Here is a 12,220-nt window from a genome sequence, read left to right on the forward strand (position 1 = left end):
AGCCATGGCCGGCACGCAGCCGGTGGACTGGGCCGCCCTGGAGGCGGCCGCAGTCGCCGCCATGAAGAACGCCTACGCCCCGTACTCGAAGTTCCCGGTGGGAGCCGCGGCCCTGACCGGGGATGGCCGGATTGTCAGCGGCTGCAACGTGGAGAACGCCAGCTACGGGCTGACGCTCTGCGCGGAATGCGCCCTGGTGGGAAACCTGCACATGACCGGCGGCGGCCTGCTCCGAGCGTTCTACTGCGTTGACGGGGCGGGGAACATCCTCATGCCCTGCGGCCGGTGCCGGCAGCTGTTGTACGAATTCCGCGCCCCGGATATGCAGCTCATGACTGCCCAGGGCATCAAAACCATGGACCAGGTGCTGCCCGACGCCTTTGGTCCCGAACACCTGGAGGAGACCCGGTGACCGAGAGCAGGACTGAGGCGTTCGACGCCGTTGACATCATCCGCACCAAGCGGGACAAGGGAACGCTGAGCCCCGAACAGATCGACTGGACCATCGATGCCTACACCCGCGGAGCGATCGCGGATGAACAGATGGCAGCCCTCAACATGGCCATTCTGCTCAACGGCATGGACCGTGCCGAAATTGCCCGGTGGACCGCCGCAATGATTGCCTCCGGCGAACGGATGGATTTCTCCAGCCTCCGGCGCCCCGATGGCGGCCTGAAGTACACCACGGACAAGCATTCAACGGGCGGTGTGGGGGACAAGATCACCCTGCCGCTGGCCCCGCTCGTCGCAGTGTTCGGCGTGGCCGTTCCGCAGCTGTCAGGCCGTGGTCTGGGGCACACCGGCGGAACCCTGGACAAGCTGGAATCCATTCCCGGGTGGCGGGCCAACCTCTCCAATGACGAGATCCTGGCCCAGCTCCAGGACGTGGGGGCTGTGATCTGCGCCGCCGGAGCGGGCCTGGCGCCGGCGGACAAGAAGCTCTACGCCCTGCGCGACGTGACCGGCACCGTGGAGGCCATCCCGCTGATCGCGTCGTCCATCATGAGCAAGAAGATCGCCGAGGGCACCGGCTCGCTGGTCCTGGACGTTAAGGTGGGCAGCGGCGCGTTCATGAAAGACGAGGCCAAAGCCCGCGAACTCGCCGGGACCATGGTGGCGCTGGGCAAGGATGCGGGGGTCAACACGGTGGCGCTGCTGACCAACATGAACACCCCGCTGGGGCTCACCGCCGGCAACGCCATCGAGGTGGAGGAATCAGTGGAGGTGCTGGCGGGCGGCGGTCCCGATGACGTTGTGGAACTGACCGTCCGGCTCGCCGAGGAAATGCTCGCCTGCGCAGGAGTGCATGACGCCGACCCCGCTGCTGCCCTCAAGGACGGCCGGGCCATGGACGTCTGGAACCGGATGATCGCCGCCCAGGGAGGCGACCCCCGGGCCGCGCTGCCGGTGGCCAGGGAATCCGACGTCGTTTACGCTCCGGCGGACGGTGTGCTGGTGGAACTGGATGCACTCGCCGTAGGGGTGGCCGCCTGGCGGTTGGGCGCCGGACGTGCCCGCAAGGAGGATGCGGTCCAGGCGGGGGCGGGAGTGCGCATGCACGCAAAGCCCGGCGCCACAGTGCGCGCCGGGGAACCCCTGATGACCCTGCTCACGGACACCCCTGAGCGGTTCGCGCGGGCCAGGGAAGCCCTTGAACATGCCGTGGTCATCGCTCCGGAAGGTTCGCGGCCTGCCCAGCAGCTCATCATCGACCGCATAGCATAGGCACCAATGCAGGCCATCAATGACTTCATCCTCGCCGCAGCCGGGCAGCCCTGGGTGCTGGTACTGGTGCTGGCCTGCTGCATCATTGACGGCTTCTTCCCGCCTGTCCCCAGCGAATCCGTGGTGGTGGGCCTTGCAGCCGTCGCCGCCACCGCCGATGTGCCCAACCCGCTGCTCCTGGCCCTGGTGGCGGCCGCCGGTGCCTTCTCCGGTGACAACATCGCCTACCTCCTGGGCCGGCGAGTGGGCACCGGGCGCTGGGCCTGGATGCGCGGCCCGCGGATGCAAAGCGCGTTCCGCTGGGCGGGCCGCGAACTGCGGAAGCGTCCCGCCTCGCTGATCCTGGTGGCCCGCTTTGTCCCTATCGGGCGGGTGGCGGTCAACCTGACCGCCGGCGTCACCCACTACCCGCATCTTCGGTTCGTGGGCCTGACCATCCTGTCGGCCAGCCTCTGGGCCGGCTACTCGGTGGCGATCGGGCTTTTCTTCGGCCAGTGGTTCGAGGACAACCACCTCCTGGGCGCGGCAATCGCCATCGTGTGCGCCGTGGCCCTGGGCATTGTGGTGGACCTGGTAATCAACAAATTCCGGGGCAAACCCAACGTCGTGGAGCGGATCCGGGAACCCGGTGCCTGACCGGCGCGTTTAACCTGTAATTCCGGGCTTCGGGGCGTAGCGCATTGCGGCTCCCGCATGGGACACTTAGGAACGATTTCCGCTTTGGCTGCGGCACTTTGGCTGTGTCATTTTTTATACAGGAGCAACACCGCGTGGAGTTTATTAATGAGGCCGTGCTCCATGCAGCGGGCCAATGGTGGATTTACCCCGTCCTGTTGGTGTTCTTCTTCGTGGACGGCTTCGCCATGGTGGTCCCCAGTGAGACGCTGATCGTTGCGCTGGCGGCTTTTTCCCGTCACAGCGGCGAGCCCAATCTTTGGATCCTGGGCTTGACGGCCCTGGTCGGCGCCATCTGCGGCGACAACATGGCCTATATGCTCGGCCGGAAGATTGGCCTGGACCGGTGGGGGTGGATGCGCCGGCCCAAAGTCCGGAAGGTCTTCGCCTGGGCGCGGTATGAGCTTGAAAAGCGGGGTGCCGTACTGATCTTCACCGCCCGCTACATCCCCTGGGGCCGGGTGGCGGTCAACTACGTCGCCGGCAGCACCGGCTTCTCGCACCGCAGGTTCTTCGTCTTCGACGCCTTCGCCTGCGTCACCTGGGTGGGCTACTCCCTTGGCATCGGCGTGCTGGCCAGCTCGTTCCCCTGGCTGCACCACAACCCACTGCTGAGCGCGGGTATCGCCGTCGTGTTCGCGATTGTCCTGGGCATCGTCATTGACCACCTGCTGCGCTGGTGGCACAAACGGCTGGGCCGGAACGACGCACCTGACGCGGACGGGTGGAGCGATGAAACCTCCGGCTCCGGCCACGAGGGACGACCCGGCACCCAGGCCCTTGTAATGCCGTCGGCAGAGGCCAGTCCCGCGGCCAAGTAGCGCCGGGCTTTGAACGGCTGGCTTTGAACTCTGGCCCACCCTAAGGTGGGAACGTGACTGAGCCTATTGTTGACGCTGCCCCTGCCATCGATTTTGACCTGAAGAGCCTGCCCAAGGTTTCCCTTCACGACCACCTGGACGGAGGACTCCGTCCGGCCACCATCATCGAACTGGCGGAGGCCGTAGGCCACACGCTCCCCTCGACCGACCCGGTGGCCCTGGGGCAGTGGTTCCGGGAGTCAGCGGATTCCGGATCCCTGGTCCGCTACCTGGAGACGTTCGACCACACCGTTGCCGTGATGCAGACCTACGACGGTCTGTTCCGCGTCGCGAAGGAGTTCGTTGAGGACCTCGCCGACGACGGCGTGGTGTACGGCGAAGTGCGTTGGGCCCCCGAGCAGCACCTCCAGAAGGGCCTGAGCCTTGATGAAGCCGTGGAAGCGGTTCAGGATGGCCTGGAGGCCGGCGTCGAAGCCGTGTCCGAAAGTGGCCGCGAAATCCAGGTGGGCCAGCTGATCACCGCCATGCGGCACGCCGACCGTGGCCAGGAGATCGCCGAACTGGCCGTCCGCCACCGCAACAAGGGCGCAGTGGGTTTTGACATCGCCGGGGCCGAGGACGGTTTCCTGCCCAGCCGCTTCAGGGACGCCTTCACCTACCTGGCCCAGCACAATTTCCCTGCCACGGTTCACGCCGGCGAGGCGGCCGGGCTGGAGAGCATCCAGTCCGCGCTGGTGGACGGCCGCGCCCTCCGCCTGGGCCACGGCGTCCGGATCGCCGAGGACATCATGGTGGAATTCGACGACGACGGGGAAGCCGGGGACACCGTTGGCCTGGTCACCCTCGGGGACCTCTCCAGCTGGATCCGCGACCGCGGCATCGCCCTGGAAATCTGCCCGTCCTCAAACCTCCAGACCGGCGCGATTGCAGAATTCGGTGAGGGCATCGAGAGCCACCCGCTGGACATGCTCTACCAGCTGGGCTTCAACGTCACCATCAACACGGACAACCGCCTGATGAGCGGCGTCACCCTGACCGACGAGTTCAACCTGCTGGTGGAAACCTTCGACTATGACCTCGACGACCTGCTGGAGCTGACCCTCAATGCCGCCGAAGCGTCCTTCCTGCCCCTGGAGGAAAAGGAAGCGCTGGTGGAATACATCAACGACGCCTACGCCAACCTTGGCTGACCAGGCGCCCGTCGGGAGGCTCGTCACTGTCATAGGGCAGCTGCGTGAGCACTGTCCCTGGATGGGCGCCCTGACACACGCCTCGCTGGTGGAGTACCTCCTGGAGGAGGCGTACGAGGTGGCCGAAACCATCGAGGAGGGTCACCCCGACGCCGAACTCCAGGGCGAGCTGGGCGACGTCCTGCTCCAGGTGGTGCTGCACGCCCGGCTGGCCGAGGAACGCGGTGCGTTCAAGTTCGACGACGTGGCGCGCGGCCTGGCTGCCAAAATGATCCGCCGGAACCCGCACGTGTTCCAACCTGACGGTTCCCTGCAGGAGAGCTTCCCGGCCACCGTTGAGGAGATCGAGCAGAAGTGGGACGAGGTCAAGCGGGCCGAACGCCCGGAGCGGCCCAGCGCCTTTGAGGGCATCCCGGAGGCCCTCCCGGCGCTGGCCAAGGCCCAAAAGTCGTTGGACCGTGCCGCCCGCGCGGGCCTCGGGCTTCCCGACGGCGCTGCCGTCCCTCAAAGCGAGGAGGAACTCGGAAACCTGCTGCTCGCCGTCGTGCGTTCCGCCCGTGACAACGGCATGGACGCTGAGCGTGCCCTCCGTGCCGCGGTCCGCCGTTACCAAGGCGGCCACGCGCCATCATGACGTCACGGCCCCGGCCGGTTTGAGTAACCCGGACCACTCTCGACTACGCTAGTCCCTGACGAGTACGTCGAGTTTTTTGCCTGATTCCCCCCGTTAATCGCCCATAAGGAGCAAATTCATGGCGCTTATCGATGCCATCCACGCCCGCGAGATCCTCGATTCCCGTGGCAACCCCACCGTAGAAGTTGAAGTCCTGCTTTCCGACGGCCAGATCGGCCGCGCGGCCGTTCCCTCCGGCGCTTCCACCGGCGAGCACGAGGCCGTCGAACTGCGCGACGGCGACAAGGGCCGCTACCTCGGCAAGGGCGTGCAGAAGGCCGTCGACGCCGTGATCGACCAGATTGCCCCCGCCCTGACCGGCTTCGACGCCACCGACCAGCGCAGCATCGACCAGGCCATGCTGGACCTGGACGGCACCCCCAACAAGGGCAAGCTGGGCGCCAACGCCATCCTGGGCGTCTCCCTGGCGGTCGCCAACGCAGCCGCGGCCTCTGCCGACCTGCCGCTCTACAAGTACCTGGGCGGCCCCAACGCGCATGTCCTGCCCGTGCCGCTGATGAACATCCTCAACGGTGGATCCCACGCCGATTCCGACGTCGACATCCAGGAATTCATGATCGCCCCGATCGGCGCCGAGACCTTCTCCGAGGGCCTGCGCTGGGGCGTCGAGGTGTACCACAACCTCAAGTCCGTGCTCAAGGAAAAGGGCCTGTCCACCGGCCTCGGCGACGAAGGCGGCTTCGCCCCGAACCTGCCGTCCAACCGTGCAGCACTGGACCTGATCCAGGAAGCCATCAAGAACGCCGGCTACACCCCGGGCAAGGACATCGCCCTGGCCCTGGACGTTGCCTCCTCCGAATTCTTCAAGGACGGCGCCTACCAGTTCGAAGGCAAAGCGCTCTCCGCCACCGAGATGAGCGCGTACTACGCCGAACTCGTGGCCGACTACCCGCTGGTCTCCATCGAAGACCCGCTGGACGAGAACGACTGGGAAGGCTGGAAGACCCTCACCGACACCATCGGCGACAAGGTCCAGCTGGTGGGCGACGACCTGTTCGTCACCAACCCCTCCATCCTGCAGCGCGGCATCGACACCAAGACCGCCAACTCCCTGCTGGTCAAGGTCAACCAGATCGGTTCCCTGACCGAGACCCTGGACGCCGTCAGCCTGGCCCAGCGCGCCGGCTACACCACCATCACCTCGCACCGCTCCGGCGAAACCGAGGACACCACCATCGCCGACATCTCGGTGGCCACCAACGCCGGCCAGATCAAGACCGGCGCCCCGGCCCGCTCCGAGCGCGTCGCCAAGTACAACCAGCTGCTGCGCATCGAAGAGGAACTCGACGACGCCGCACGCTACGCCGGACGCAGCGCGTTCCCGCGTTTCAAGGGCTAGTAACCGCCTAAACCCATCCGCGGTGGCTATGGTTGAAAGACCATAGCCACCGCTGTTGTTTCCAGCAGCATTTGTTTCAGCAGTGTTTGTCCAGCACAGATAGTGGCTGCCCAGGCAGGCTGCGTTTCAGGAGTGTCATGGCTACCCGCCGCCCCAAAGTTCCCAAGGTCGCCCCCGCCCGTCCAGCCAAGGAAACGGCCGACGACGGATCCGCCGGCGGTGCCGAGGTCATCCGGGCGGATTTCCGGCCGGGCAAGGGCGCCGCTACGACGGACAAAGCACCGGCGGGCGATAACCCGGGGCGTGGAACTGCGGGCAAGGCCGCGGCGAAGGCAGGGCAGGCAGCCAAGTCCGGGCCTTCCGCCGCACGCAAGGGCAGCAGTTCCGTTGACGGCAAGAGTGTCCGGGACGGCGATGAGGATCAGCACCCTGTCCCCGCCAAGGCGTTCTCCGGCCGCATGCTGGCGCTGGCCGTGGTGATGATTGCCATCACCATCATGCTGGCGCCCACGGTGAAGATCTTCTTCGACAAAAAGGCCGAAATCGACGCGCTGAACGCCGATATCGCCGCACGCCAGGCGGAAGGCGATGCCCTCCGGCAGCAGGTTTCGCGGTGGCAGGACCCCAACTACGTCAAACAGCAGGCCCGCGACCGCATTAACATGGTTATGCCGGGCGAAACCGGCTACTGGGTTTTTGGCAGCGATGAGCCGGCCGGAGAAAGCAGTAGCCCCGCCGGCGCAGCAGCACAAGACCCCGCCGATCTGCCGTGGGTGGATTCCCTGTGGGAGTCCATCAGGCGCGCGGCCACAGACTGAACCGCACAGGAAGGACGGCCCGCGAACATGGAACACAACACGGCAGCCGCCCGGGACGAATCCCGCCAACCGACAGCACACGACCTTGAAGTACTGAGCAGGCAGCTGGGACGCCCCGTCCGCGACGTCGTGGAGATTCCGGCGCGCTGCGTCTGTGGAAACCCCCTGGTGGCTGCCACCGCCCCGCGCCTCAGCAACGGCACCCCCTTTCCCACCACCTTCTACCTGACGCACCCGGTGATCACATCCGCGGTTTCCAGGCTTGAAGCGGCCGGCGTCATGAACAGCATGAATGAACAACTGGCAGGCGATGCCGGGCTCGCGGCTGCCTACCGCTCAGCACACGAGGAGTACCTCGCTGCCCGCGCGGCCATCGGGGAGCGTTCGGGCATCGGCGCTGTGCCTGAAATCGACGGCGTCTCCGCCGGCGGGATGCCCACGCGCGTCAAATGCCTGCACGTCCTGGTGGGCCACTCCCTGGCGGCAGGCAGCGGCGTCAATCCCTTAGGCGACCAGGCGCTTGACATGATCAGCGAATGGTGGACGGCGGACAGGTGTTACTGCGACGGTGCCTGGGACACCACAGGCGAGGCACCGTCCAGGGACCTCAGCCGCCACGGACCGCAGGGCCTGCCGGACATCGTGGGGCGCCCTGCCCCCGTGCGGAAGTCCGCCGGCGCCGCAGAGGCCGCCGAATGACCCGCGTGGCCGCCATAGACTGCGGCACCAACTCCATCCGGCTGCTGATTGCGGACATCGACCGCAGCAGCGGCGCCGCGAACCTCACCGACGTCGTCCGGGAGATGCGCGTGGTCCGGCTGGGCCAGGGCGTGGATGCTACCGGCGAACTGGCCCCGGAGGCGCTGGACCGGACCTTTGCCGCAGCGGCTGACTACGCCCGGCTGATCAAGGAGCGCGGCGCGGAGCGGATCCGCTTTGTGGCCACCTCCGCAAGCCGCGATGCGCGCAACCGGGACGTCTTCGTGGACGGCATCAGGGACCTGCTGGGAGTGGAACCTGAGGTGATCTCCGGGGACGAGGAAGCGGCACTGTCATTCGCCGGCGCCAGCAGCGTCCTGCCCATCCTCGACGGCCACCAGGTGCTGGTGGTGGACCTCGGCGGCGGAAGCACCGAATTCGTCCTCGGCACTGCAGCCGGGGTAACCGCGGCAAAGTCCGTGGACATCGGCTGTGTCCGGCTCACCGAACGGCACCTGCGCAACGATCCTCCCACCGCCGAACAGATCGCTGCCGCGGAAGCCGACGTGGACGCTGCCATGGCCCGCGCCGGGCGCGACGTACCGCTGGAACGTGCCACCGCCGTCGTCGGTGTTGCCGGGTCCGTCACTACCATCACCGCGCACGCGCTCCGCCTGCCCGGGTATTCCCCCGCCGCAATCCACGGCGCCGAACTCCCCATCGGGGAAGTCCGCGCCGCCGCCACCGACCTGCTGGGCATGACCCGGGCGCGCCGCGCGGCACTGCCGTACATGCACCCGGGACGCGTGGACGTCATCGGCGCCGGGGGACTGGTATGGCGCCGCATCCTGGAACGGATGGGGGAGCTGACCGGGGGGCGCATCACCGCGGCCACCGCAAGCGAGCACGACATCCTCGACGGCATCGCGCTGAGCATCGGTTAGGCCATGCACTCCACCCCAGCTTCCATCCCGCTCCTGCCCCGTGCGGCGGCCGCCGCCGTAGCCGTCCTCCTGGCAGCGTCCTGCCTGTGCGCCGGCCTCTTCACTGCACCCGCCGCAAACGCCGACGAATGGCGCGACAAGGAATACTGGCTGGCAGACTCCGGTATTACCAAGGCCTGGGAGGTGTCAAAAGGTGCCGGCGTCAAGGTGGCCGTCATTGACAGCGGCATCGACGCCCAGCACCCGGACCTCAAAGGCGCGGTCGTCGGCGGTTACGACGCCTCGGGCTCCGGCCAGCCCGACGGCCAGAAAAGCGTCGGCTCCAAACCCGAACACGGCACCTTGGTGGCCACCATGCTGGCCGGCCGCGGACACCAGCCGGCCAGTGCAAGCCCCAGCCCGGGTCCCGGGCAGCCCGGCACTCCGCCGGACGGGATCATGGGCGTGGCGCCGGAGGCCCAGCTTTTGTCCGTTTCCACCTGGCTGGGCTCGGCCAACCCCTCGGGCAAAAGCGACCAGGACCAGATTCCCGAGGCCGTCCGCTGGGCCGTGGACAACGGCGCCAAGGTGATCAACATTTCGCTGGGCAGCACCACCCCGCAGTGGCCGCAAAGCTGGGACGCCGCGTTCCTGTACGCAGAACAAAAGGACGTGGTCATCGTTGCCGCCGCGGGCAACCGCGTGGGCGGCAACACCCAGGTGGGCGCCCCCGCCACCATCCCCGGCGTACTCACCGTGGCGGGCCTGGACCGGAAGAACGTGGCCAGCGTGGACGCCTCATCGCAGGGGATCAGCATCGGGGTGGCTGCCCCCGCAGAGAACCTCCTGGGCGGCCTCCCCGGCGGGAGCTACGCGGAGTGGGCCGGGACCTCCGGGTCCACGCCCATCGTTTCCGGCGTCGCCGCCCTGATCCGGTCCAAGTGGCCGGACATGAGCGCCGAACAGGTGATCAACAGGATCGTCTCCACGGCAAAGGATGCCGGCCCTCCGGGCAAGGACCCGCTGTACGGCTATGGCATCCTGAACGCCGAGGCCGCGCTCAAGGCCGACGTCCCCCAGGTGTCGGTGAACCCGTTGGGCACCGTAGCCGAATGGATCCGCGTGCACCGGCGCGGCAACGCCGCGCCTGCAACTCCCCAGCCCACCGCCACCTCAGCGCCCATCGCGGCACCCACGCTGCCGGACGCCACCGTCCCGGCCGCCAAGGCACCCTCTCAGCGCGACACTGCCATCGGTGCCGCCGTCGTGATCGGTTTTGCCGTCCTGTTCGTGGCGATCATCGCTGCTGCCGGCATCTCGCTCCGGAGGGCTGCCCGGAACCCGGCCCTTGCCCGGGAGGAGCCGGAGACAGGGGTAGTGGAACAGGTGCAATCGCGCAGTAATCCGCACGTTACGGACCGGGGGGCAAGTTAGTGAAGATTTTCACAAACTGCGCTATCCTTAAACTATGGCAACCACCCCACAGCTCCAGGACCGTCCCAGGGTACTCGTCGTCGGCGGCGGGTACGTCGGCCTGTACGTAGCACTGAAACTGCAGAAGAAGATCGCGAATGCCGGTGGCATCGTCACCGTCGTCGATCCGCTGCCCTACATGACCTACCAGCCCTTCCTCCCCGAGGTGGCCGGCGGCAACATCGAGGCCCGCCACGCGGTGGTGTCCCACCGCCAGCACCTCAAGCAGACGGAACTGATCCAGGGCCGCGTTACCTCGATCGACCACGAAAACCGCACAGCTGTGGTGGCTCCCGCCGACGGCGGCGAAAACTTTGAAATTCCGTACTTCGACGTCGTGCTCGCAGCCGGCGCCATCACCCGCACGTTCCCCATCAAGGGCCTGGCGGACAAGGGCATTGGCCTGAAGACCATCGAGGAAGCCGTTGCGCTGCGCAACAAGCTGCTGGAGCGCATCGAGGTTGCCTCCACCATGACGGACCCCGCCGCACGCGCCCGCGCCCTCACCTTCGTGGTGGTCGGCGGCGGCTTTGCCGGCATCGAGTGCATCACCGAGATGGAAGACCTCGCCCGCGCAGCCGTGCGCAACAACCCCCGCATCAAGCAGGAGGAAGTCCGCTTCGTCCTGGTCGAAGCCATGGGCCGCATCATGCCCGAGGTCACCGCCAAGCAGGCCGAGTGGGTTGTGGAACACCTGCGCAGCCGCGGCATCGAGGTCCTCCTGAACACCTCGCTGGACAGCGCCGAAGGCACCCTGAAGCTCATCAACCTTCCGGACAAAACCCCCGCCCAGGAATTCGAAGCCGACACCCTGGTGTGGACGGCCGGCGTGCAGGCCAACCCGATGGTCCGCTCCACCGACTTCCCGCTCGAGCCCCGCGGCCGCGTCCGCGTCCTGCCGGACCTGCGCATTGCCGGGGACGAAGGCATCGTGGAGAACGCGTGGGCCGCAGGCGACATCGCCGCCGTTCCGGACCTCACCGGCAAGGGTCTGCCTGACGGCACCTGCGTCCCCAACGCCCAGCACGCCCTGCGCCAGGCCAAGCGCCTTGCCAAGAACCTGTGGGCTTCGCGCTGGGACAAGCCGCTGGCTGACTACAAGCACAAGAACCTTGGTGCGGTGGCCGGCTTCGGCGAATGGAAGGGCGTTGCCAACATCAACCTCCTGGGCCGGATCGGCCTCAAGGGCCCGCTGGCGTGGCTGGCCCACCGCGGCTACCACGGCATGGCCATGCCCACGTTCGAGCGCAAGTTCCGCGTGATCTTCAACTGGATCATCGGCTTCTTCGCCGGCCGGGACACCACCCAGCTCATGGACCTGGACAACCCCCGCGGCGCCTTCGTCGCGGCAGCTACCCCCGCCCCGAAGCCGGCAGCCGCACCAGCGGCAGTTCCGGCCGGCGGCTCTGGTTCAACCGCCACCACCGCTGCCAAGGAAACGGTGGCGGCCAACGCCAAGTAGTGCGTCTGCTCCCGCTTTACAGCGTCCGACGGCGGCCGTCCCCTTTGCGGGGCCGGCCGCCGTCGGCGTTTCCAGCCAACGTGCCATTCACAGGTACCATTGACCCCGGCGCCCCAGTAGCCCAATTGGCAGAGGCAGCGGACTTAAAATCCGCGTGTTGTGGGTTCGAGTCCCACCTGGGGTACAGACTGTCCCGGCACGGCGCTGCCGTCCCGGCGTTCCGAAAGCCGCCTGCCCAGCAGGCGGCTTTCGGCGTTTAATGCCCCACAGGAAACTACTGTTATAAGGCTGTGACCTCAGTCACTTAGGTTCGCTGGCGTCTATGCACTAGCTTGAAGCTAAATCAGGAATACCTGGTCCCGCTCCGGGCGCCACAGCGCCCGTTCCGCACCCGCATCGCA

12 protein-coding genes and 1 tRNA gene are annotated in these 12,220 nt (G+C 67.1%); all 13 read left to right on the plus strand.

Annotated features, from left to right (window positions below; translation table 11 throughout):
• The first annotated feature begins 4 nt into the window (after positions 1-4).
• The 13 genes from LDO86_RS05985 to LDO86_RS06045 all read left to right on the plus strand — a co-directional run bounded on the left by LDO86_RS05985 (position 5) and on the right by LDO86_RS06045 (position 12,003).
• Positions 5-412, plus strand: a complete 408-nt coding sequence (locus tag LDO86_RS05985) for a cytidine deaminase (protein WP_018770205.1) — start codon at positions 5-7, stop codon at positions 410-412.
• Positions 409-1,725 carry a thymidine phosphorylase gene (locus LDO86_RS05990; RefSeq protein WP_018770204.1) on the plus strand — a complete coding sequence of 439 codons (1,317 nt, stop codon included), beginning with the start codon at positions 409-411 and terminating at the stop codon, positions 1,723-1,725. The genes LDO86_RS05985 and LDO86_RS05990 overlap by 4 nt, the downstream gene beginning before the upstream one ends.
• A 6-nt stretch (positions 1,726-1,731) precedes the next feature.
• Positions 1,732-2,361: a VTT domain-containing protein gene (locus LDO86_RS05995; protein WP_018770203.1), complete on the plus strand. Its 630-nt coding sequence runs from the start codon at positions 1,732-1,734 to the stop codon at positions 2,359-2,361.
• Between the two features lie 134 nt (positions 2,362-2,495).
• Positions 2,496-3,221 (plus strand): DedA family protein, encoded by a 726-nt coding sequence (locus tag LDO86_RS06000; RefSeq protein ID WP_224084378.1) that lies wholly within the window; start codon positions 2,496-2,498, stop codon positions 3,219-3,221.
• 53 nt (positions 3,222-3,274) lie between these two features.
• Complete coding sequence (locus LDO86_RS06005) at positions 3,275-4,411, plus strand: adenosine deaminase (protein WP_018770201.1); 1,137 nt, start codon at positions 3,275-3,277, stop codon at positions 4,409-4,411.
• A gap of 61 nt (positions 4,412-4,472) precedes the next feature.
• On the plus strand, positions 4,473-5,045 hold the full coding sequence (locus LDO86_RS06010; RefSeq protein WP_018770200.1) for a MazG nucleotide pyrophosphohydrolase domain-containing protein: 573 nt from the start codon (positions 4,473-4,475) through the stop codon (positions 5,043-5,045).
• Positions 5,046-5,163: 118 nt separating this feature from the next.
• Positions 5,164-6,444 (plus strand): phosphopyruvate hydratase, encoded by a 1,281-nt coding sequence (eno, locus tag LDO86_RS06015; protein WP_018770199.1) that lies wholly within the window; start codon positions 5,164-5,166, stop codon positions 6,442-6,444.
• A gap of 137 nt (positions 6,445-6,581) precedes the next feature.
• A complete protein-coding gene (locus LDO86_RS06020; RefSeq protein WP_018770198.1) occupies positions 6,582-7,262 on the plus strand; it encodes a septum formation initiator family protein in 681 nt (226 codons plus the stop codon).
• A gap of 27 nt (positions 7,263-7,289) precedes the next feature.
• Positions 7,290-7,961 (plus strand): DUF501 domain-containing protein, encoded by a 672-nt coding sequence (locus LDO86_RS06025; RefSeq protein WP_018770197.1) that lies wholly within the window; start codon positions 7,290-7,292, stop codon positions 7,959-7,961.
• A complete protein-coding gene (locus tag LDO86_RS06030) occupies positions 7,958-8,905 on the plus strand; it encodes a Ppx/GppA phosphatase family protein (protein WP_018770196.1) in 948 nt (315 codons plus the stop codon). The genes LDO86_RS06025 and LDO86_RS06030 overlap by 4 nt, the downstream gene beginning before the upstream one ends.
• A gap of 3 nt (positions 8,906-8,908) precedes the next feature.
• The gene (locus LDO86_RS06035) at positions 8,909-10,318 is read left to right on the plus strand and encodes a S8 family serine peptidase (RefSeq protein ID WP_018770195.1); all 1,410 of its coding nucleotides are present in this window, start codon (positions 8,909-8,911) and stop codon (positions 10,316-10,318) included.
• A 34-nt stretch (positions 10,319-10,352) separates the two neighbouring features.
• Positions 10,353-11,819 carry an FAD-dependent oxidoreductase gene (locus LDO86_RS06040; protein ID WP_018770194.1) on the plus strand — a complete coding sequence of 489 codons (1,467 nt, stop codon included), beginning with the start codon at positions 10,353-10,355 and terminating at the stop codon, positions 11,817-11,819.
• Positions 11,820-11,929: 110 nt separating this feature from the next.
• Positions 11,930-12,003 (plus strand) — tRNA-Leu (locus LDO86_RS06045).
• Positions 12,004-12,220 lie beyond the last annotated feature (217 nt).

This window comes from Arthrobacter sp. StoSoilB19, assembly GCF_019977275.1.
Lineage (GTDB): Bacteria > Actinomycetota > Actinomycetes > Actinomycetales > Micrococcaceae > Arthrobacter.

Coding starts and splice junctions, on each gene's coding strand:
- LDO86_RS05985 (WP_018770205.1), top strand. CDS start 5: ATGGCCGGCACGCAGCCGGTGGACTGGGCCGCCCTGGAGGCGGCCGCA.
- LDO86_RS05995 (WP_018770203.1), top strand. CDS start 1,732: ATGCAGGCCATCAATGACTTCATCCTCGCCGCAGCCGGGCAGCCCTGG.
- LDO86_RS06010 (WP_018770200.1), top strand. CDS start 4,473: ATGGGCGCCCTGACACACGCCTCGCTGGTGGAGTACCTCCTGGAGGAG.
- eno (WP_018770199.1), top strand. CDS start 5,164: ATGGCGCTTATCGATGCCATCCACGCCCGCGAGATCCTCGATTCCCGT.
- LDO86_RS06020 (WP_018770198.1), top strand. CDS start 6,582: ATGGCTACCCGCCGCCCCAAAGTTCCCAAGGTCGCCCCCGCCCGTCCA.
- LDO86_RS06025 (WP_018770197.1), top strand. CDS start 7,290: ATGGAACACAACACGGCAGCCGCCCGGGACGAATCCCGCCAACCGACA.
- LDO86_RS06030 (WP_018770196.1), top strand. CDS start 7,958: ATGACCCGCGTGGCCGCCATAGACTGCGGCACCAACTCCATCCGGCTG.
- LDO86_RS06035 (WP_018770195.1), top strand. CDS start 8,909: ATGCACTCCACCCCAGCTTCCATCCCGCTCCTGCCCCGTGCGGCGGCC.
- LDO86_RS06040 (WP_018770194.1), top strand. CDS start 10,353: ATGGCAACCACCCCACAGCTCCAGGACCGTCCCAGGGTACTCGTCGTC.